Origin of the sequence: Wenzhouxiangella sediminis (assembly GCF_003410055.1) — a bacterium.
GTDB classification, from domain to species: domain Bacteria; phylum Pseudomonadota; class Gammaproteobacteria; order Xanthomonadales; family Wenzhouxiangellaceae; genus Wenzhouxiangella; species Wenzhouxiangella sediminis.
On the sequence record NZ_QUZK01000012.1, the window covers coordinates 80926 to 102926 of the forward strand.

At 65.5% G+C, this 22001-nt stretch carries 15 protein-coding genes and 1 tRNA gene; 12 read left to right on the forward strand and 4 right to left on the reverse strand.

Features of this window, described 5'->3' with window-relative positions; all coding sequences use genetic code 11:
- Nucleotides 1–245: 245 nt before the first annotated feature.
- A tRNA-Val gene (locus tag DZC52_RS01980) sits at nucleotides 246–322 on the reverse strand.
- Nucleotides 323–478: 156 nt separating this feature from the next.
- Between DZC52_RS01980 and mfd the strand changes: the two genes are divergently transcribed.
- Nucleotides 479–3901, forward strand: a complete 3423-nt coding sequence (mfd, locus tag DZC52_RS01985) for a transcription-repair coupling factor (protein ID WP_116649441.1) — start codon at nucleotides 479–481, stop codon at nucleotides 3899–3901.
- A gap of 107 nt (nucleotides 3902–4008) precedes the next feature.
- Here the strand turns inward: mfd and DZC52_RS01990 are convergent, their stop codons facing one another.
- Nucleotides 4009–5367 carry an FAD-binding oxidoreductase gene (locus tag DZC52_RS01990; protein ID WP_116649442.1) on the reverse strand — a complete coding sequence of 453 codons (1359 nt, stop codon included), beginning with the start codon at nucleotides 5365–5367 and terminating at the stop codon, nucleotides 4009–4011.
- A 49-nt stretch (nucleotides 5368–5416) separates the two neighbouring features.
- Here DZC52_RS01990 and serA point away from each other — a divergent pair, with 49 nt between their 5' ends.
- From serA to DZC52_RS02020, 6 genes are all read left to right on the forward strand, one after another.
- Nucleotides 5417–6649, forward strand: a complete 1233-nt coding sequence (serA, locus tag DZC52_RS01995) for a phosphoglycerate dehydrogenase (RefSeq protein ID WP_116649443.1) — start codon at nucleotides 5417–5419, stop codon at nucleotides 6647–6649.
- Between the two features lie 29 nt (nucleotides 6650–6678).
- Nucleotides 6679–6957, forward strand: coding sequence for a GNAT family N-acetyltransferase (locus DZC52_RS02000; RefSeq protein ID WP_116649444.1), 279 nt, complete (start codon nucleotides 6679–6681; stop codon nucleotides 6955–6957).
- A 109-nt stretch (nucleotides 6958–7066) separates the two neighbouring features.
- Nucleotides 7067–7522, forward strand: a complete 456-nt coding sequence (locus DZC52_RS02005) for a c-type cytochrome (RefSeq protein ID WP_116649445.1) — start codon at nucleotides 7067–7069, stop codon at nucleotides 7520–7522.
- A 13-nt stretch (nucleotides 7523–7535) separates the two neighbouring features.
- Nucleotides 7536–8891, forward strand: a complete 1356-nt coding sequence (locus tag DZC52_RS02010) for a cbb3-type cytochrome c oxidase subunit I (RefSeq protein ID WP_116649446.1) — start codon at nucleotides 7536–7538, stop codon at nucleotides 8889–8891.
- On the forward strand, nucleotides 8884–9690 hold the full coding sequence (locus DZC52_RS02015; RefSeq protein ID WP_116649447.1) for a CbbQ/NirQ/NorQ/GpvN family protein: 807 nt from the start codon (nucleotides 8884–8886) through the stop codon (nucleotides 9688–9690). The genes DZC52_RS02010 and DZC52_RS02015 overlap by 8 nt, the downstream gene beginning before the upstream one ends.
- Before the next feature lie 36 nt (nucleotides 9691–9726).
- Nucleotides 9727–11655 carry a nitric oxide reductase activation protein NorD gene (locus DZC52_RS02020; RefSeq protein WP_116649448.1) on the forward strand — a complete coding sequence of 643 codons (1929 nt, stop codon included), beginning with the start codon at nucleotides 9727–9729 and terminating at the stop codon, nucleotides 11653–11655.
- A 4-nt stretch (nucleotides 11656–11659) separates the two neighbouring features.
- Here DZC52_RS02020 and DZC52_RS02025 read toward each other — a convergent pair whose 3' ends face one another.
- Both DZC52_RS02025 and DZC52_RS02030 read right to left on the reverse strand, forming a co-directional pair.
- A complete protein-coding gene (locus DZC52_RS02025) occupies nucleotides 11660–12748 on the reverse strand; it encodes an ATP-binding protein (protein WP_116649449.1) in 1089 nt (362 codons plus the stop codon).
- Entirely contained in the window at nucleotides 12745–15009 is a 2265-nt protein-coding gene (locus DZC52_RS02030; RefSeq protein WP_116649450.1) for an ATPase, T2SS/T4P/T4SS family, read from the reverse strand. Before DZC52_RS02030 ends, DZC52_RS02025 begins: the two co-directional genes overlap by 4 nt.
- 225 nt (nucleotides 15010–15234) lie before the next feature.
- Between DZC52_RS02030 and DZC52_RS02035 the strand changes: the two genes are divergently transcribed.
- The 5 genes from DZC52_RS02035 to DZC52_RS02055 all read left to right on the forward strand — a co-directional run bounded on the left by DZC52_RS02035 (nucleotide 15235) and on the right by DZC52_RS02055 (nucleotide 21991).
- On the forward strand, nucleotides 15235–15627 hold the full coding sequence (locus DZC52_RS02035) for a hypothetical protein (protein WP_147307580.1): 393 nt from the start codon (nucleotides 15235–15237) through the stop codon (nucleotides 15625–15627).
- Between the two features lie 108 nt (nucleotides 15628–15735).
- Nucleotides 15736–17067 carry a TolC family protein gene (locus DZC52_RS02040; RefSeq protein ID WP_116649452.1) on the forward strand — a complete coding sequence of 444 codons (1332 nt, stop codon included), beginning with the start codon at nucleotides 15736–15738 and terminating at the stop codon, nucleotides 17065–17067.
- Complete coding sequence (locus DZC52_RS02045) at nucleotides 17064–18524, forward strand: efflux RND transporter periplasmic adaptor subunit (protein ID WP_116649453.1); 1461 nt, start codon at nucleotides 17064–17066, stop codon at nucleotides 18522–18524. The genes DZC52_RS02040 and DZC52_RS02045 overlap by 4 nt, the downstream gene beginning before the upstream one ends.
- On the forward strand, nucleotides 18521–21655 hold the full coding sequence (locus tag DZC52_RS02050; protein ID WP_116649454.1) for an efflux RND transporter permease subunit: 3135 nt from the start codon (nucleotides 18521–18523) through the stop codon (nucleotides 21653–21655). The genes DZC52_RS02045 and DZC52_RS02050 overlap by 4 nt, the downstream gene beginning before the upstream one ends.
- 69 nt (nucleotides 21656–21724) lie before the next feature.
- Complete coding sequence (locus tag DZC52_RS02055; protein WP_116649455.1) at nucleotides 21725–21991, forward strand: DUF5676 family membrane protein; 267 nt, start codon at nucleotides 21725–21727, stop codon at nucleotides 21989–21991.
- Nucleotides 21992–22001: the final 10 nt, after the last annotated feature.

Genomic DNA, 22001 nt, shown 5'->3' on the forward strand with positions numbered 1-22001 from the left:
AGTCAGATTCCCGGCGCACCCTGGAATGAACTGGAACAAGCTTCGCGCGAAAGCGGCGCTGCTTTAGTGGGGGTGGCCTGCACGGCCCGCAATCGAAACCGAATGCTTCCCAGCGCTTCTCGAGTGCGTCGATTTCAGTGACGCCCGTAGCGCAGGAACCGCAGTGTACTCAAATGTACATGAGGATTCCGAGCAACGCGCGGCACTGAAAGCGGCGTGCTCGAGGAGGGCTGGGGAGCATTCGGTGGTGGGCGATGCTGGATTTGAACCAGCGACCTCTGCCATGTCAAGACAGCGCTCTAACCAACTGAGCTAATCGCCCTTCCGAACTAAGCCGGCAAGTCTACCCGAAGTTGCGAAAATCGACAAGCGTCAATATCGGAAATTCTCCGCGACTCCCGGGCGCCGGAATCACACTTCACCCGGCCGCCCCGCTCGCGCTTGGTAAAATGCGCGGTTTCACCGACCCCACCGAGTCATGTCCGAGCGCTTCTCCGTATTCAACCCGCCCCGCGACGGCGAAGGCCGCGTCGACTGGCCCCTGCTCGAGGGGCTGCCGCTGGCGCTGGCCATCTCGTCCTACGCCGGCCGCAAGGGCGGCCCGGTGCTGGTCGCCGTGCCCGACGGCTACGCCGCCCGGCACCTGAGGGACGACATCAACCAGCTCGGCACGGTCGACGCGGAGCTGTTTTCGGACTGGGAGATCCTGCCCTATGATCTCTATTCGCCCCACCCCGACCTGATCTCGCGGCGACTGGACCTGCTCTCGCGCTTGCCGGGCATGGATGCGGGTGTCGTGATCGCGCCGATCACGGCCCTGATGCAGCGCCTGCCGCCGGTGGCCTGGGTGCAGGGCCAGAGCCTGAACCTGGCCGTGGGCGAGCGCATCGACAGCGAGTCTTTCCGGGCCCGACTGCACGCCGCCGGCTACCAGGTGACCGAGCAGGTCTGGCAGCCCGGCCAGTTCGCGATCCGCGGCGCGGTGATGGACCTGTGGCCGATGGGCCGCCCGGACCCCTACCGGCTCGAACTGTTCGACGACGAGATCGAGTCGATCCGGACCTTCGACGCCGAGAGCCAGCGCTCCACCGGCAAGCTCGAGCGCATCGACATGCTGCCGGCGCGCGAGTACCCGTTTGACGAAGACAGCCGCCAGGCTTTTCGGCGCGCCTTTCGCAACCGCTTCGATGTGGACCTCAGGCGCGCCCTGCCCTACCAGGAAGTCGGCGAGGGCCATCACAGCCAGGGCCTGGAGCAGTACCTGCCGCTGTTCTTCGAGGCCACCTCGAGCCTGACCGATTACCTGCCGAGTCCGCACCGGCTGCTCCTGCTGCCCGGCGTCGAGGACGCGGCCCGGGACTACTGGCACGAGGTCGAGCACCGCCGCGAGCAGCGCGGCGGCGACATCGAGCGGCCCGTGCTCGATCCCGGGGAGCTGTTCGTGCCGGCCGCGGACATGATCCGGACGATGGAGGACGACGCCGCCGTCAAGGTCACCCGGCGCAAACCGGCCGCCGAGGTCGTCGCGCCCGCCCCGACGCTGGACCTCGACGAGAAGGCCGAGGACACGGCCCGCAAACTGCGCGGAATGGATGATCGGGTCATGATTGCCGCCGACACGGCCGGCCGACGCGAGTTGATTCGCGACGCGCTCCGGGCCGGGGGGCTTCGCCCGAAACTGCTCGATTCCTGGTCGGCCTTTCTCTCGGGCGACGACCCGCTGGCGGTCGTCGTCATGCCGGTATCGGGTGGCTGCCGCCTGGGCGACCGCGGCATCACCGTCCTGACCGAAAGCGAACTCTTCCCGGGCCACACGCGCACGGTGCGGCGCGAGCGGCGGACCGGCCAGGATCCCGAGTCGATGATCAAGAGCCTGGCCGACCTCCAGCCCGGCGCGCTGGTCGTCCACCTGGAACACGGCATCGGCCGCTACCTGGGCCTGGAGGTGCTCGACGCCGGCGACACCACGGCCGAGTACCTCTGCCTGGAATACGCCGGCGGCGACAAGCTCTACGTGCCGGTCACCGATCTGCATCTGGTCAGCCGCTACACCGGCGCCGACCCCGACAGCATCGACCTGCACAAGCTCAGCTCGGATCGCTGGGCGCGCACCCGGCGCAAGGCCGCCGAGAAGGTGCGCGACGCCGCCGCCGAACTGCTCAACCTGCAGGCACGCCGAGCGGCCCGGCAGGGCCAGAGCTACGAGCTCGAACGCGGCCTCTACGCCCGCTTCGCGGCCGGCTTCGAGTACGAGGAAACCGAGGACCAGCAGGACGCCATCGACGCAGTGCTCGCCGACCTGGCCTCGACCGAGCCGATGGACCGCGTCGTCTGCGGCGACGTCGGCTTCGGCAAGACCGAGGTCGCCCTGCGCGCGGCCTTCGTGGTGGCCAACTCCGGCCGGCAGGTCGCCATGCTTGCACCGACCACCCTGCTGGCCGAGCAGCACTACCGCAATTTCGCCGACCGCTTCGCCGACTGGCCGGTCAAGGTCCGCCTGCTCTCGCGCACCGGTGCGGCCGCCGGCAAGACGCTCGAAGGCCTGCGTGACGGAACGGTCGACATCGTCATCGGCACCCACCGGCTCCTGCAGAAGGACATCAAGTTCAAGGAACTCGGCCTGGTCATCATCGACGAGGAACAGCGCTTCGGCGTGCGCCAGAAGGAACGCCTCAAGGCCCTGCGTGCCGAAGTCGACCTGCTCACGCTCACGGCCACGCCGATCCCGCGCACGCTCAACATGTCCATGGCGGGCCTGCGCGAACTGTCGATCATCGCCACCCCGCCGGCCAAGCGCCTGGCGGTTCGCACCTTCGTATCCGAATGGGATTCGGCGGCGATTCGCGATGCCGTCTCGCGCGAGTTCCAGCGCGGCGGTCAAGTGTATTTCCTGCACAACGAAGTGCGCACCATGGCGCGCCAGGTCGCCGAGCTGGAGGAGATGTTCCCCAACGCGCGCATCGGCATGGCCCACGGGCAGATGCCGCCGGGCGAGATGGAGAAGACCATGCGCGACTTCTACTCGCGCCGCATCAACCTGCTGGTGTGCTCGACCATCATCGAAAACGGCATCGACGTACCCACGGCCAACACCATCATCATCAACCGCGCCGACAAGTTCGGCCTGGCCCAGTTGCACCAGCTTCGCGGGCGCGTCGGCCGCTCGCACCACCTGGCCTACGCCTACCTGATCACGCCGCCCTGGAAAGTGATGACCCGTGACGCCAAGAAACGCCTCGAGGCCATCCAGACGCTGGAAGAACTGGGTGCGGGCTTCACCCTGGCCAGCCACGACCTCGAGATCCGCGGCGCCGGCGAACTGCTCGGCGAGGATCAGTCGGGCCAGATCGAGGCGATCGGCTTCGCGCTCTACTCCGACCTGCTCAACCGCGCCGTGGAGGCGCTGAAGAACGGCGAGGAACCCGATCTCGACGAGCCGATGTCGATCACCAGCGAGGTCGACCTGCACATCACGGCCATGATCCCGGAAGGCTACCTGCCCGACGTGCACCAGCGCCTGGTGCTCTACAAGCGCATCAGCCAGGCCGACACCGACAGGAAACTCAACGACCTCCAGGTCGAGATGATCGACCGCTTCGGCCTGCTGCCGCAGGAGGTCAAGAACCTCTTCGCCACGGCCGAGCTGAGACTGCGGGCCAAGAAGCTCGGCATGAAGCGCCTCGAGGTCGGCCCGGCCGGCGGCCGGGTGGAGTTCCAGGCCAAGCCGGACATCAACATGGGCGAGCTGCTCAAGATGATCCAGAAGGAATCGCACACCTTCGAACTGCCCGCCAACGACCGGCTGCGCATCAAGGGCGAATTCGAGGAGATCGAAGACCGCTTCCACCTGGCCGAGGAACTCCTCGAACGCCTGGCACCGGAGGAACGTCAGGCGGCTTAAAGGTCAAAAGCGTAAAACCCTGGAACCACGGAAGACACGGAAAGCACGGGAAAACAAGTAAAGAATCTTTTCCTTCCGTGTCTTCCGTGGTTACAAGGTTTTGACTGTCAGAAAACCTTCCCGGGATTGAAGATGCCTTCGGGGTCGAAGGCGGCCTTGATCTGGCGCATGAGTTCGATCTCGGCCTTCGAGCGGGTGTAGTGCAGGTCCTCGCGCTTGAGCAGGCCCACGCCGTGTTCGGCCGAGACGCTGCCTTCGAACTGGCGCACCAGCTCGAACACGCGCGGGCTGAGCTCGCGGCCAGCGGCGTGGAAGTTCCCGATCGACCAGTCCTCGGGCCTGAGCACGTTCATGTGCAGGTTGCCGTCGCCGATGTGGCCGAACCACACGACTTCGAACTCCGGATAGTGCTCGGAAACCAGGCGGTCGAGCGCATCGAGGAATTCGGGTACGCGCGAGACGCGCACCGACAGGTCGTTCTTGTAGGGCGTCATCGGGCTGATCGATTCGCTGATCGCCTCGCGCCAGCGCCACAGTTCCTTCGCCTGGGTGAGCGACTGGCTGATCGTGCCGTCGGCCAGGTGGCCGGCCTCCGCCAGGCGCTCGAACAGTTCCAGTGCGCGTTCCTGGCTGGCCTGTCCCGGATCGTCGAACTCCACCACGGCGTAGTACGGGCACTCGCCATCCAGCGGGAAGTCCTCGCCGGTGGCGCCGGCGACGTACTCGATCGAACGCCGGTCGAAGAACTCGAAGGCCGACAGGGTCAGCCCGGCGCGCAGCTCGGTGAAGACCGGCATGATCGACGACAGGCCGGCGAACCCGATGAGCAGCACGGACTGTTCCGGCGGCGGCCGGGTCAGCGCCATGGTGGCTTCGGTGATGATGCCGAGCACGCCTTCGGAGCCGATCATCAGGTGCCTGAGGTCCAGGCCGGTGTTGTTCTTGACCAGGCCGCGATTGAGTTCCAGCACCTCGCCGGTGCCGGTGACCACGGTCAGGCCCTGCACCCAGTCGCGCGTCATGCCGTAGCGCAGTACCCGGATGCCGCCGGCGTTGGTGGCGATCGAGCCGCCGAGCTGGCTGGAGGCCGCCGCTGCCCAATCCACGGGGTAGTAAAGTCCGGCTTCGGTCGCCCGGCGCTGCAGCTCGCCGACCGGCAGGCCGGCCTGGGCGCGCAGGCCGGGCTCAGTCGTATCGAGTTCGACAAGCTCGCGCATCTTCTCGAGGGAGACCACGACCTCGCCGCTGCTCGCCACCGCGCCCCCGGACAGACCGGTTCGCCCGCCGCTGGGGACCAACTTCAGGCCGTCGCGGCGAGCCAGGCGCACCAAGTCCACGACCTCTTCGGTGCTGCGCGGAAACACGACCGCCTCCGGGCGCGCCGGCCAGAAGCGCGTCCAGTCCCGGCCATAGTGCGCCAGGGACTCGTCGTCGGTCAGCGATTCGATCGGATCAAAGCGACTCATGACGTTATTATCACCCTTTCAGAACGCAGACACCCGGACGATCGCCCGAATGGCCGCCAAGCACTCCCTACCCAAGGACAAGATCAACTTCCTGCTGCTCGAGGGCGTGCACGACCGCGCCGTCGAGAGCGTGCGGAGATCGGGCTACGAAAGCCTGCGGGTCGAATCCACAGCGCTCGAGCCCGGGGCCCTCAAGGAGGCCCTCGCCGGCGTGCACTTCCTCGGCATCCGTTCACGCAGCCACATCACCGAAGAGATACTCGACGCGGCAGACAAGCTGACCGCCATCGGCTGTTTCTGCATCGGCACGGACCAGGTCGACCTCGACGCCGCCCGCAAGCGCGGCATCCCGGTCTTCAACGCGCCGTACGCCAACACCCGCTCGGTGGCCGAACTGGTGCTCGCCGAGATCATCATGCTGATGCGCGGCATTCCCGAAAAGAACATGGCCGCCCACCGCGGCGAATGGCTCAAGACCGCCGCGGGCTCTCACGAAGTGCGCGGCAAGACCCTGGGCATCGTCGGTTTCGGCCATATCGGCTCGCAGCTCGGCATCCTGGCCGAAGGGATGGGAATGAACGTGATCTTTCACGACATCGTCGACAAGCTGCCGCTGGGCAATGCCCGGCCGGCCTCGAGCCTGACCGAGGTGCTGCAGCAGGCCGATATCGTCAGCCTGCACGTGCCCGATACCGACCAGACCCGCGGCATGATCGGCAAGCGCGAGCTGGCTGCCATGCAGACCGGAAGCCGCCTGATCAACGCCTCGCGCGGCAAGGTGGTCGACATTCCCGCCCTCGCGGAGGCGCTGAAATCGCATCACCTCGCCGGTGCCGCCATCGACGTGTTTCCATCGGAGCCCTCCGGGCCGGACGAAACCTTCGTCAGCGAACTGCGCGGGATGGATAACGTTCTGCTGACGCCGCATATCGGCGGTTCCACGCGCGAGGCCCAGGAAAACATCGCGCTCGACGTGGCCGGCAAACTGGTTCGATACTCCGACAACGGCTCGACCATGGGCGCGGTCAATTTCCCGGAAGTCGCCCTGCCCGACCACGCCACCGCGCGGCGCATCCTGCACATCCACCGCAACGAGCCGGGTGTGCTGCAGGCGGTCAACTCGGTCTTCTCGGAGGCCGGCGTCAACATCGTGGCCCAGTACCTGCAGACCATGCCCGACGTCGGCTATGTCGTGATGGACGCCGAAACCGGGGACGCCACGCGCATCATCCGCGGCCTGGAAGCCATTCCGGCCACGATCCGGACCCGCTATCTCTACTGATCAACCCTGCCAGGCATAGGGAGTCGCCCATGAGCACCATCGACATCCAGCACAACGAGGAACGGCAACGCTTCGAAGCCTTGGTCGACAACCAGCTCTGCGTGCTCGAGTACGTGCGCGACGGCAACACAGTCAGCATGAATCACGTGCGCGTGCCTGAAGCCGTCGGCGGCCGGGGCATTGCCGGTGAAATCACCCGCTACGCGCTGGACTGGGCCCGGGACAAGGGCTTGCGGGTGGTTGCCAATTGTCCGTATGTGGCCAGGTGGATCGAACGGCACCCGGAATATGAGCAGCTGCTAACTTAAATGGCGGATTAAAAAGCGGTTTTTCCTTGTAGCCTCACCCGCCTAGGCCATAGAATGCAATTGATGGATATCAAACATCACTTTCATTCATTGGCTTGAGGAGGGTCCGATGATCGAGGGTCTCAGCCGGAACGCCGCCCGGAACATCTTTCTGGGCGGTTCAATCATCTTCTTCATCATCTTCGTCGGACTGACGGCACACAGCCACTACTACATCGTCACCGAATCGACCGATCACGAAGGACTGACCGAGTCGGTCAAGCTCGGCAAGCACGTGTGGGAAAGGGAATCGTGCATCAACTGCCACAGCCTGCTCGGCGAAGGCGCCTATTTCGCGCCCGAACTGGGCAACGTCTGGCTCCGCTACGGTGGCGCCGAGGATCCGGAGGCGGCCCGGCAGGGCATCAAGTCCTGGATCTCCCTGCAACCGCTGGGCGTCCCCGGTCGACGTCAGATGCCTTCCTACAAGCATCTGACCGAAGAGGAGCTGGACGCACTGGTCGATTTTTTCCGCTGGACCAGCGAGATCGACACGCAGGACTGGCCGCCGACGATTTCGGGATAAGAGGGAGAGCTGAATGAAGTACCAGACGCAGAAAGTCGCCTATCCGTTTTTCATTGCCGCCCTGCTGCTGTTCGCCGGCCAGGTGCTCTTCGGCCTGCTGGCCGGGGCGGTCTACGTGTGGCCCGAATTCATGGCCGAGGCCATGCCGTTCCACATCATGCGCATGAGCCATACCAACCTGCTCGTGGTTTGGCTGCTGATCGGGTTCTTCGGCGCCACTTACTACCTGCTGCCCGAAGAAGCCGAAACCGAGCTCCACAGCCCGATGATCGCCTACATCCAGCTGGGTATCTTCGTGTTCGCCGGGGCCGCGGCCCTGGTCGGCTACCAGTTCGGCATTCACGAAGGCCGTGAATTCCTCGAGCAGCCCCTGTGGGTCAAGATCCTGTTGACCATCTCGTTCCTGATGTTCCTCTACAACGGCAGCCGAACGCTGCTGGCGGGCCGCCGGACGGCGATATCCATGATCCTCATGGCGGGTCTCTGGCTGGCTGCCATCTTCTGGCTGTTCTCCTTCTACAACCCGTCCAACCTGTCCCTGGACAAGATGTACTGGTGGTACGTCATCCATCTCTGGGTGGAGGGCGTGTGGGGCCTCATCATGGCCTCCCTGCTGGCCTACCTGCTGGTCAAGATGTCCGGCGTCGACCGCGAAATCATCGAGAAGTGGCTGTACGTGATCGTCGGCCTGGTGCTGTTCGCCGGCCTGCTCGGCACCGGCCACCACTACTACTGGATCGGCACGCCGGGCTACTGGCAACCGTTGGGCAACATCTTCGGCGCGCTCGAGGTGCTGCCGCTGTTCTCGATGGTGGTTTTCACGTTCTACATGTTCTGGCAGGGCAGCCGCAACCACCCCAACAAGGCGGCGATTCTGTGGACGCTCGGCTGTGCGGTCATGGCCTTCTTCGGCGCCGGCGTGTGGGGGCTGATGCACAACATGTCCTGGGTCAACTACTACAGCCATGGCACCCAGGTCACCGCCGCCCATGGCCACCTCGCCTTCTACGGCGCCTACGTGATGCTCAACCTGGCGGTCATCAGCTACGCCATGCCGCAACTGCGCGGCAAGCTGCCCTACAACCAGATCCGCAACATGTGGAGCTTCTGGATGATGACGGGGGGCATGGCCTTCATGACCTTCACGCTGACCTTCGCCGGCGTGGTCCAGACCCACCTGCAGCGCGTCATGGGCGAGAACTACATGACCACGCAGGACCAGATCTGGGTGTTCTACGCCATGCGCTTCGGCGCCGGCATCATCGTGGTCATCGGGGCGCTGGTCTTCCTGTGGGCCACCCTGGGCAAGCCGCGCGAACAGACCCCGAAGGGCGCCGCACACGTGGCCGCCGGCAGCGCCGATGGGTGATCCCGAGCCAGGCGCCGAATCCTCGGCACAGCTGCCCTGGTACCGCGAGACAGCCGGCGAGTGCGCTTTCTTCGAGGCGGCCTGGCAACAGGGCCTGCCTCTGCTGCTGAAAGGCCCGACCGGCTGCGGCAAGACCCGCTTCGTCGCGCACATGGCCGCCCGCCTGGGGCGGCCGCTGTTCACGGTTGCCTGTCACGACGACCTCACCGCCGCCGACCTGACGGGCCGCTACCTGCTCTCGGGCGGCGACACGCAGTGGGTTGACGGCCCCCTCACCCGCGCGGTGCGCGAGGGCGGCATCTGCTACCTCGACGAGGTGGTCGAGGCGCGCAAGGACGTCACCGTGGTGCTGCATCCGCTGACCGACGACCGGCGCGTCCTGCCGCTGGAGCGAACCGGAGAAATCCTGCAGGCGCCGCCGGAGTTCATGCTGGTGGTCTCCTACAACCCCGGCTATCAGCACGTACTCAAGTCGCTCAAGCCCAGCACGCGTCAGCGCTTTGCCGCGTTGAGCTTCGATTTCCCGCCGCCGGAGGTGGAGACCGAAATCGTGGCCGCCGAAAGCGGCCTGTCGAAGGACCTGTGCGCCGGCCTGATCAACCTCGCCCGCCGCATCCGGGAACTCAAGGGCAAGGATCTCGAAGAAGGGGTGTCGACCCGCCTGCTCGTGTACTGCGCCAGCCTGGTCGCCGGCGGGATGGCCATGGAAACCGCCGCCCGGGCGACGTTGATCCAGCCGCTCAGCGACGACGGGGACGTGATCGCCGCCCTCGAGGAACTGCTGTCGCACAGCTTCTGAGGAAGCTCTGATCACATGCACGGAGCTTGAGCCCCGATGCCCGAATGGCTCGAATTCGAGGAACTGGTCGGCCGCTGGTGGCACCGCTGGGCTTCCAGCGCGACCAGCTATCGGGTCCACGCCGAGGCGGCCGTCACCTTCGAATCCCTGCGTGATTCACTGGCCGTCTACTTCCGCGCCCTCGGCGGCCCGGCCGGGGTCACGCTGACCACCGCACGCGCGGCCGGGAAGACACATCGACTGAGCTGGCGCCAGCGTCTCGGAATGGACCAGGAGCACATGGAGCTGGCCCGGCTCGACGGCGAACACCTGGTACTGCCGCAGCGCAACGCCCTGTTCGCCGCGTCCGAGAACAACCGCCGCCTGTACTTCTGGCAGACCGCCTTCACGGCCTACGGCCACCTGCCGCCGGCGACGGCCGACCCCCTTCAGCGCGACCTTCTCTACCTGGCAGCATCCACCCGGGCCCTGGCAGCCCTGCAGCGTGATTTCCCCGGCTGGCGGCCGCGCTATGCCGACATGGCAGCTCAGCTGATCCACCTGCGGCCATCGCGGCGGCTTCCGCCGGCCGAGGACGCCGTCGAGCGCGTGATTCGTCACCTTCTCGGTGAGGACCTGCGGCTGGACGATCGCGCGGGCAGCATGCTTCGTGCCGTGACCGACGACCCCGGATCGATTCGCGAATTCCGCGCCCCGGCCGGCTACCGCCCGCCGCTGCCGGTGCCGCTGTGGCCAACGCTCGATCCAGGTACTGCCCCCGACGAGGAAAGAGCCGCCGATGACGAAGAGACCGACGGCGAGGCCACAGAAATCGGCGAACAGATGTTCCGGGCGAGCCGGCGCCGCCTGGACCAGACCGAGCGCGACGACCCGCTGATGCTCAACCCCTTCGAAAAGATCATCTCCTGGGCGGAGATGGTCAACGTCAACCGTCCGGTCGACGACGACGAAGAAGAGGATGCGCGCCAGGCTGCGGAAGGGCTCGACGAGCTGACGATCTCCAAACACCGAAAGAAGGCGGCCACGCGCCTGAAGATGGGCCTGGAAATCGCGTCCGAGGCGATACCGGAGTCGTCATTGCGCGCAGGAGTCACCTGGCCGGAATGGCATTACGGCCGCCGGCGCTATCTGCCCGACTTCTGCGCGGTACAGGAACTCGAGCCCGCCCTGGCCGATGAAGACTGGTCGCCGGATGCCGATACCCGGGCTCGCATCCGGCACGTGCGCCGCCAGTTCCAAGCACTGAGACCGCACCGCGAGCTGCTGCGCGCCCAGCTCGACGGCGACGAACTGGACATGGATGCCGTGGTGCGCATGGTGACCGAGCGCGCCGCCGGTCACTCCGGCTCTGACCGCATCTACGCAACCTGGCGCGACACATCACGCGACCTGGCGGTGGCCACGCTGGTGGACGTATCGCTGTCGACCGACTCCTGGCTCGACGACCGGCGCGTCATCGACATCGAAAGGGAAGCCCTGCTGGTGCTCGCCAACGGCATCGACGCCTGCGGAGACGAGCAGGCGGTCTACAGCTTCACCTCGCATCGCCGCAAGCGCGTTGAAATCACCCCGCTCAAGCGCTTCGAGGAAGCCATGGACCGCAACATCGAACGCCGAATCGCGGCACTCGAGCCCGGGCGCTATACGCGCATGGGTACGGCCATCCGCCACGTTGCCGCGGAGCTTGCCGAGCGGTCCAACCGGCACCGCTTGCTGCTGGTGCTGACCGACGGCAAACCCAACGACACCGATCACTACGAAGGGCGCTACGCCATCGAGGACACGCGCATGGCCGTGCGCGAGGCCCGACGGAAGGAGCTGGTCGTCTTCGGCGTCACCATCGACACCCACGCCCGACAGTATTTCCCCCTGATCTTCGGGCGCAGCGGCTACGCCATCGTGCCGAGGGCGTCGGCATTGAGCCGCGCCCTGCCCGCCATCTATCGCCAATTGGTGCAGCGATGAACGCTCAGATCAGTTCGCGCTGGGCGTAGACGGCCTTCCAGATTTCACCGCGCTTGTGGGCTATTTCCGTCTCGAAGTAGTGACGCAATCGTCGGCGATCGTCCGGCTGGTCCTTGAGCGCCGAACCGACGATGAAATGCACCAGGCTGTCGATGCCCACCTCGCCGTCGGTGTAATAGCGGGCATGGATGCACATGGCATGCCCGACGCTGACTGCCTCGGCCGTCGACATCGTGGCGCCGGCCAGGCGGTCGGTGGAGCGACCGCTGAGCGACTGGCCGTTGCGCAGCTCGTGGAAGATGGTCACCAACGCCATGATCACCGAGGCGTCGATGCGCACCTCGATGCCGGCGTATTCATTGAGACGCCCGACTTCGCGCGTGACCACGGCGATCTCGTCCTCGACATCGCGAATCGGCCGAATGGTTTCGAAGTTCATCCGCCGCTTCAGGGCCGCGCTCATTCGATTGACGCCCTCATCGATGCTGTTGGACGTGGCGATGACATTGAACCCGGCACGGGAATACAGCACGCCGGCCTGGCCGCTGAGCTCGGGGACGGTGATCAGCCGGTCGGAGAGGATGGACAACAGCGCGTCCTGCAGCGGCTGGGGACAGCGCGCCACTTCCTCGAAGCGAACGATCTTGCCGTCGCGCATGCCCCGGTAGATCGGGCTGGGCACCAGGGCCTCGGGCCGGGGACCGCCCTGGGCCAGCAGCGCATCGTTCCAGCTGTAGAGCAGCTGCTCGACATCGCCGACCGCCCCGCCCTGCAGGGTCAGCGAGGAGTCGCCGGAAATGGCCGCGGCCAGCAGCTCCGACAGCCAGGACTTGGCCGTGCCGGGCTCGCCGACCAGCAGGCAGCCGCGATCGGTGCACAAGCCGATCACCACGCGGGTGATCACACCGGGATCGACCACCATCTTGGACGTTATGCCGAGTTCGGAGTCACCGAGTACGAACTTCTCGACGGCCAGCGGGGACAGTTTCCAACCGGGCGGAACGGGATGGTCGTCCCATTGCTTGAGCAACTTGAGTTCGTCCGCGAAGGCCTTTTCGGCCGGCGGTCTCTGTAGCCGTGGTTTGCGACTCATCGCTGCTCCCTCCGGCCGCCGCGCTGCTCGGGCGCCATGCGGTCCTGCGGCAGGATGCGTGGCAGTTCCTCGAGCGGAATCGTGCCGTTGATGACGTGATCGAGCGCGCTGTCGCGCATCGTGATCAGGCCGGCGTCGAGCGCCTGCCAGCGCAGCTCGCCGGCCGGCGGCTGCAGCGAGATCACCCGCCGGACATCGTCGTTGGCCTGGAGGTACTCGACGACCGCGATCCGCCCGCGCGTGCCCATGCCGTTACAGCGTTTGCAACCAGCGCCGCGGAAGCAGCGGAAGTTCACCGGCACACGATCCGGGAAGAGTTCTGCGAGGATCCCGGGATCGGGTTCGGACGGTTCCCGGCAGTGTTCACAGATCCGCTTGGCCAGGCGCTGGGCGATCACGGCAAGGAGCTCGCCGGCGATCGAATTGGGGAGAACGTCGAGGTCGTAGAGCCGCTGCAGCGCGTCCACCGAGTCGTTGGCATGCAGGGTCGACAGCACCAGATGGCCCGTCTGGGAGGCGCGCATGGCTTCCAGCGCCGTTTCGGCATCGCGGATTTCACCCACCAGGATCACGTCCGGGTCCTGACGGACGAAGCTGCGCATGGCGTCGGCAAAGCTGAAGCCGATCTCCGGCCGTGAACGCGTCTGCTGGATGTTGTCGATGGAGTATTCGATGGGATCCTCGACCGTGATCACCTTGCGGCGGCCGTCGTCCGCCAGCTCCTGCAGCGCGGCGTAGAGCGTGGTCGACTTGCCCGATCCCGTTGGGCCGACGACCAGCACCAGGCCGGCCGGGTTATCGAGCAGGCGCTGGTAGAAACCGGCCACCCGCTCGGACATGCCCAGTTCCTTCAGGCCCAGCACGCGTCCGGTCTGCGAGAGCAGGCGAATGACGGCGTGCTCACCATGAAGCGAAGGCTGGATCTGTACCCGCAGATCGTAGTTGGTCGCGCCCACGCGCATGTGCGAGCGCCCGCCCTGCGGCAGGCGACGCTCGGCGATGTTGATCTCGGCGCGCACCTTGATCACGTTGATCAGGCCGGCGTGGTCGCGCGGGCTCAGCTGATAGTGGGTCAGGTCGTGCAGCTCCCCGTCCACGCGGATGCGGATGCGGATCCGATCGCCGTAGCGTTCGACGTGCACATCGGAGGCCTTGGCGCTGACGGCGTCCAGCAGGACCGATTCGTAAAGCGAGACCAGGTAGTGGCTGAGTTCCCGTTCGGACGTCTCGAGCAGATCTTCCGATCGCGTCGGCTCCGGATGCTGTTCGGTCCACTTCAGCATCTCGTTGCCGCGGGCGGACAGGTCGATGACCTGCCAGAGCCGCCGGAAATCGGTAGGCGTGACCAGCAATCTGACCACGGACCTGAAGTCCTGAACCCGCGCAACGTCCTCTGTGGCGACATCCGGGTTGTCGGTCGCGACGTACAAGGTCCCGTCACTTGAACGAATCGGCACCAGCCGCTGATTGTCCAGGAAAGTTTTGGAGAAGCGCTTGAACAAGGCCAGGTCCAGGCGCTTGAGCAGTTCATCGGCGCTCGTCAGCTGGAGCCCGTAGCGTTCGGCGAGTCGACGGTAAAGCTCAACGTCCGTTGCATCGCTATGGCGCTGGAGCGTGGTGATTACCGGCTCGCGCCGGCGGCGGGCCTCTGCCCGGGCTTCCCGAAGCTGATCTTCGTCCACGTAGCCCAGGTCGATCATGATCTCCCCGGCGTCGTGGGCCAGATTGACGGGGCCGAGTTCCTGCCGCTCGAGGGATTCGTTCCTGCGTGTGCGTGCCACCAGCACTGGAACCAGCGGGTCGTCGCCCTCCAGGGTCACCAGATGACCGCCGTCGGCGAGTTGGTCGACGAGCCGTTCCGAATCGTCCATGCGTGCATTGCAGAACACCAGGTCGAAGGGCGCCAGGTCGGGCGCACCCTGCTCGCCTTCACCCAGGATCAGGTGCAGGTTGCCGATCCCCGCCCGTTCGAGATTCCGCCGTGCGATGTCGGCCACATCGGAGTTTCGCTCGACCACCACCAGGTCGTCAGTGAGCCGAGCCAGTGCAGCGGCCAGGTAACCGGCCCCGCTGCCGACGACCATCACGTGCCGGCCCAGAAGCTCGAAAGTCTCGAGCCGGCCGAGGATACGCTCGACGGCATCGCGCGTCGGGATGCTCCGCCCCGAAATGACCCCCTCCAGGTCGCCCGACGCCAGAAACAGCGACCGGGGGAGCGAGTCGAGCAGACGTCGGATTCGTTCCGATGGCGTTGGATTCATGCGGCCCGTTCCCGAACGGCCGCCGGGAACCCACCGTCGAGCCGCCGTGCGGCTAGCGAAGGCTTCATGGCTTGACCCCCTTTCGTCAGTGCTGTGCAAAAGATAGCAGAATCGCCGGCACCGGCGGAACCAACCGCGATTCCAGCCCTCCTAGAAGATGCTACGAGTCACACTGGGACGCCCGTGTTCTTGCTCCACTCATATGGCTACTGCTAAGCTTTAATGATGAAGCCCGTGCTTTCCCTGACATTGCACTGCATCCTCGCCGTTGCCCTCCTGACGGGCAGCGTTTCGGCATGGGCGACCGGAGCCGCTCATGGCGGCGAATCCGAAATCGCTTCCTCCGGACAGGTCGAAGCGGATTCGGGCCATTGCCATGTCCCTCGGAAGACGGCCGAACGCGCCCCGGATTGCGGCGACGATGACCAGGGCTGCTGCGCCGACCAGGCGGACTGCCCGTACGAAAGCTGCGATTGCTCCTGCTCGGCATTGACCCTGGTGGTGCCGACCCGCATTTCGACTTCCCAATACCTGCCGACGCGCATCGCGTCGTCCAACCTGCCTCCCGGATCGCTCCGCAACGCCATCGACACGCCTCTCCGCCCTCCCCAGGCGTAGTCACAACCACCTGATGTGACGACCCGGGCCCGTCGGCATCGCCGAAACGGCCCACCAACAACGCCAGGAAACCGTTGGGTTTCCGAAAAATCCGAGGAGAGGTTCGCCATGGATCATGGAACCTTTTTCAAGTCGAAGGCCCTCGCCGGTCGGCACCTTGCATGGTGCTGTACCTTGCTGCTGGCTTTCTCAAGCGCTGCGCTTGCCGGCGACGCGAGCAGTCGCCAATCGACCGACGAAGAGAGTGCACCAGCCGCAACGACGACCAGCCTGACGCTCGCCGAGGCCGTCTCGCTGGCGACCACGGCGGCCGACCCGACCGTGGAACGATTCAGCGCCCGCGCCGAGGCACTGGCCAGCGAAGCGGTGGCCGAAGCCCAGCTCCCCGACCCCATGGTTTCCGCCCAGGTCGTCAACGTCCCGACCGACTCGTTCGATCTGGACCAGGAACCCATGACCCAGGCCGTAAGGGTCGGCGTGCGGCAGGAGTTCCCGGCGGGCCGGACGCGATCGCTCCGCGCCGACCAGCGCAACGCCGAGGCCGAGGCCGAAAGAGCGCGGACCGAAGAGGCCCGGCGCCGCATCGCGCTGGCAACCCGGCAAGCCTGGCTGGAACTGGCCTGGCAGCAACGGGCTGTCGAAATCCTCGAGCAGAGTCGCGACCGCATCGAACAGCACATCGAATCGCTGCAGTCACGCTTCGCGACCGGTGGACTGAATGCCCAGAGCCTGCTGCGCTCGGAACTCGAACTCTCGTTGCTCGACGACCGCATCACCGAGCACGGCCGAATGACCGAACAGGCCCGCGCCGCCCTGGCGCGCTATATCGGGAGCGAGGCTTTCCGCCCCGTTCCAGACACCCTTCCCGAATTCGAGCTTCGCTCCACGAATCTCGAACAGCTCGAACAACGCCTGGTCGATCATCCGGAAGTCATGGCCCGGCAATCCCTGGTCGAAGCCGCCGACGAAAGCATTGCGCTGGCCCGACAGGCTTACAAGCCCAGTTTCGCGCTCGAAGCGGGCTACGGCTTCAGATCCGAACGGCCTGACCTGGCCAGCATCGGGGTGAGCCTGTCGGTGCCGCTGTTCACCGGCCAGCGGCAGGACAAGCGGCACGAAGCGGCCGTGCAGCGCAGCCGGGCCGCTCAGTTCGAGCGCGACAGCCGCCTGCGCGATCTCCGCAGGCAGCTCGACGAGGCCCTGAGCGATTGGCGGCGCTACCAGGAGCGCCTGGCGCTGTACCAAGAGGTGGTCAGACAGCGCGCGGAGGAGACCGTGGAGGCCTCGATCACGACCTACGCCAACGGCCAGACCGACTTCGCCGAACTGATCCGCAGCCAGCTGGCCGCCCTCGACGTGCAGATCAAACAGGCCGAACTGGCCGCCCGGGCCGGCCAGGCCTGGGCCCGCATCACCTACCTGGTGGGAGATCAACCGTGAACAGGATACAAATCGTCATCATCGCCCTGCTGGCCGCCGCGGCCGGCTTCGGCGCCGCCTGGTTCCTTGCCGGTTCGAAGGGTGGCGATTCCGGGCAAGCGGGCCAAACCGAGCGTGAAATCCTCTACTGGGTTGCCCCCATGGATCCCAACTACCGGCGCGACGAGCCCGGCAAATCGCCCATGGGCATGGACCTGGTGCCCGTCTACGCCGACGAAGCGGATCAGGGCGGCGGACAGGAGCCGTCGATCCGCATCAACCCGGCGGTCGTCAACAACATCGGCGTCAAGCTGGCCCCGGTCGAACGCCGCGACATGTCCCGCGACATCGAGGCCGTGGGCCTGGTCACACCCGACGATGGGCGCATCTCGCACGTCCATGTACGCACTGAGGGCTGGATCGAGAATCTGCACGTCGAAACGCAGGGCGATCGGGTCACGGCGGGTGAATCGCTTTTCGAGATCTACTCGCCGGCGCTGGTCAGTGCGCAGGAGGAGTACCTGCAGGCCGTCCGGACCGGCAACCAATCGCTCCTGCGGGCGGCACGAATCCGGCTGCATGCGCTGGGCATGTCGGACGGGCAAGTTGACGCACTCAGGCAGCGCGGCAGCTCGACGCGGCTATTCACGGTGCAAGCGCCCAGGGACGGTTACGTCATGGAACTCAACGTCCGTCAGGGCATGTACGTACAGCCGGGAGACACGATCATCAGCATCGTCGACCTGTCCCGCGTCTGGGTCGAAGTCGACCTCTTCGAAGGCCAGATCGCCTGGGTCGAGACCGGCCAGGCAGCCTCGATGACCCTGCCCTTTTCGGCGACCGACCGCGAATGGACCGGCGAAGTCGACTACGTGTATCCAACCATGCGCGCCGAGACGCGAACAGGGCGCGTGCGACTGGCCTTCGACAATCCCGACCTGGCGCTCAAGCCCAACATGTACGCCAGCGTGGCGATTGCAGCCGACCCCCACCGCGATGCGCTGGCCGTACCCACCCAGTCCATCATCCGAACCGGCAACGGAAAGCGCGTGATCCTGGCACTTCCCGAAGGCCGCTTCCGTCCCGCGCAGGTCGTTACCGGCCTTGAGGTCGACGGCATGACCGAGATCATCGACGGCCTGAACGAAGGCGAGCGCATCGTCGTCTCCGGCCAGTTCCTGATCGACTCCGAAGCGAGCGTGGACGCCAGCCTGCTGCGCATGGCCGATGAAGCCGACGGCGTCGAAGCGGTGGATCACGGGGCCATGGAGCATGACGCGATGGATCATGGCGAGATGAATCATGGCGACATGGATCATGCCGAGATGAATCATGGCGAGATGAATCATGGCGAGATGGACCATGGCCAGATGGACCATACAGAAATGGACCACAGCCCCATGGATCAAGAGGCCATGGATCAGGGTGGCAACGTTGATCCGCAGTCGGACGATGACGGCTCTGGAGGCCGCCCATGATCGGTGCCGTCATTCGCTGGTCCATCCGGAACCGCTTTCTGGTCCTGATGCTGTCGGCCCTGCTGGCGGCGTGGGGCACGATCGCGATGTTCCGCACCCCGCTGGACGCCATCCCCGACCTCTCCGACGTTCAGGTGATCGTCAAGACCACCTACCCCGGGCAGGCGCCCCAGGTGGTCGAGGACCAGGTCACCTATCCCCTGACCACCGCGATGTTGTCCGTTCCGGGCGCGACCACGGTGCGCGGCTACTCGTTCTTCAACGACTCGTTCGTCTACGTCATCTTCGAGGACGGCACCGACCTGTACTGGGCGCGCTCGCGCGTGCTCGAGTACCTCAGCCAGGTCGCTCCGACGCTGCCGCAGGAGGCCCGGCCGGCGCTGGGACCGGATGCGACCGGCGTCGGCTGGGTCTACCAGTACGCCCTGGTCGATCGCTCCGGCGAGCACGACCTGGCCGACCTGCGCTCGCTTCAGGACTGGTTCCTCAAGTACGAGCTGCAGACCGTCGAGGGTGTTTCCGAGGTCGCCTCGATCGGCGGCATGGTTCGCCAGTACCAGGTGGTGGTCGATCCCGACAAGCTCCGCGCCTACAACATCCCGCTCTCTCGTGTTCGTGAGGCCATCCAGAGCGGCAACATGGAAACGGGTGGCCGCGTCATCGAGATGGCCGAAGCCGAGTACATGATCCGCGCGACCGGCTACGTCGATTCGCTGGAGGATCTCGAGGCGATTCCGATCCGGACGACCGAAGACGGGGTCCCCATCCGCATCCGTGATATCGCCCGTGTGCAGTTCGGCCCCGAGCTCCGGCGCGGCATCGGTGAACTCAACGGCGAGGGTGAAGCGGTCGGCGGCATCATCGTGATGCGCTTCGGCGAAAACGCCCTGGCCACGATCGAGCGGGTCAAGGACAAGCTTTCGGCGCTCCGGGAGAGCCTGCCCGAAGGCGTCGAAATCGTCGAGACCTACGACCGTTCTTCGCTGATCAATCGAGCGGTCGACACCCTGCGCGAGAAGCTGATCGAGGAATTCATCGTCGTCGCCCTGGTCTGTCTCGTCTTCTTGTTCCATTTCCGCTCGTCGCTGGTGATCGTACTCAGTCTGCCGCTGGGGATCCTGTCGGCGTTCATCATCATGAACCTCCAGGGGATCAACGCCAACATCATGTCCCTGGGCGGCATTGCGATCGCCATCGGCGCGATGGTGGACGCCGCGATCGTGATGATCGAGAACTACCACAAGCACCTCGAGCATCACGGCGATTCGCTCGAGGGTGAGGCGCGCTGGAACGCGCTGACAGAAGCGGCCGTCGAGGTGGGTCCGGCCCTGTTCTTCTCGCTGTTGATCATTGCGCTGAGCTTCGTGCCGATCTTCGCGCTCGAGGCGCAGGAGGGGCGAATGTTCAAGCCGCTCGCCTTCACCAAGACCTACGCCATGGCGGCCGCCGCCGGACTGGCGATCACGCTGGTGCCCGTGTTGATGGGTTATCTCATCCGGGGGCGGATCACGCCCGAGCACAGGAACCCCGTCAACCGTTTTCTGACCTGGGCCTACCGACCGGTTCTGGCCGCGGCCCTGCGCTTCCCGCTCACGACAGTCGTGGCCACCCTGGTCATCCTGGCCAGCGCCTGGGTGCCCTACAGCCGATTGGGCAGCGAGTTCATGCCCGAACTCGACGAGGGCGACCTGCTCTACATGCCCAGCGCCTATCCCGCCGCGTCTGCCGGCAAGATGGCGGAAATCCTGGGGCAGACCAATCGCCTGATCATGTCGGTGCCGGAGGTCGAAACCGCCTACGCCAAGGCCGGGCGCGCCGACACCGCCACGGACCCGGCGCCGCTGACCATGGTGGAGACAACCATTCGGCTCAAGCCCCGATCGGAATGGCGTGAAGGCATGACCATGGACAAGCTCAAGGAGGAACTCGACGCCCTGGTCCAGGTGCCCAGCCTGACCAATACCTGGATCATGCCGATCAAGAACCGCATTGACATGCTGGCCACCGGGATCAAGACGCCTGTGGGCGTCAAGGTCGCCGGCCCCGACCTCGAGGTCATCAACCGCATCGGCTCGGAGATCGAGCGCGTGATCGAAGACGTTCCGGGAACCGCATCGGTCTATGCCGACCGCGTCACCGGCGGGCGCTACGTCACCATCGACGTCAAGCGCGAAGAAGCGGCCCGATTCGGACTCAATATCCGCGACGTGCACGAAATCGTGCGCTCGGCCGTCGGCGGCATGACGATCAGCCAGAGCGTCGAAGGACTCGAACGCTATCCGATCAATATCCGCTATCCGCGCTACAAGCGTGAGTCGGTCGAGGAATTGCGCGAACTGAGCATCGTCACGCCCCGCGGCGAGCAGATCCCGCTTTCGGCCGTAGCCGACATCGGAGTCGAAACCGGTCCCGGCGTCATCCGCACCGAGAATGCCCGTCTCAATGGCTGGATCTATATCGACGTCAACGACCCGGATCTCGGCGGCTACGTGCAACGGGCCAGGCAGGCAGTGGCCGATCAGATCGACCTGCCGCCCGGCTATTCACTAGGCTGGTCCGGGCAGTACGAGTTCATGCAGCGCGCGGCCGACAAGCTGAAGCTGGTGGTGCCCGCCGCGATCGGCATCATCGTGCTGCTGCTGTTCATGAACTTCCGCAACCCGGTCTCGGTGCTGATCATCCTGGGCACCCTGCCCCTGTCGCTGGTCGGCAGCTACTGGCTGCTTTACCTGCTGGGCTACAACATGTCGGTGGCCGTCGGTGCCGGCATGATCGCGCTCGCCGGCGTGGCCGTGGAAATCGGCGTGCTGATGATCGTCTATCTCGACCAGGCGCTGGCAGGCAAGCGAAGCGAACTCGCTGCCGAGGGCGCGGAGCTCGGAAAGCAGGACGTCGTTGAGGCCGTGACCAACGGTGCGCTGCTCAGGGTTCGCCCGATCATGATGACCGTCGCGGTAATCATCGCCGGCCTGCTGCCGATCATGCTCGGCCACGGCACCGGCTCGGAAATCATGCGCCGCATCGCCGCCCCCATGGTCGGGGGCATGGTCAGTGTCACCGTGCTCACCCTGCTGGTGGTGCCGGTGATCTACTACCTCTGGAAATCCCTGGGCGCCCGCTCGAACCCGTAGCGAGCCAGTTTTAATGTACGAAGCAACGTACTGGAGGACATCATGGAACGATCGAATGGACAAACCCCAATGTCACTGAAAGCCCGCGTCGTCTCCACGGGGCACGCGCTCTCGCTGTTTCTCATCGTGAGTTACTTGTTGTGTGTGGGCTTCGGCCTTCTGGCGCCGGAGGGTCTCCGCATGTACCAGGCCTGGGCACCCCTGCTGCCGGGTTTCGAGTGGCTTACCGCAAGGGGATTTCTGGCCGGTGCGATCGGTGCTTACCTCTATGGCTGGTACATTGCCGGTGTATTCGTCCCACTCAAATACTGGGCCGAAAACCGCCGTAGAGCGTAGTCGAAGCGGC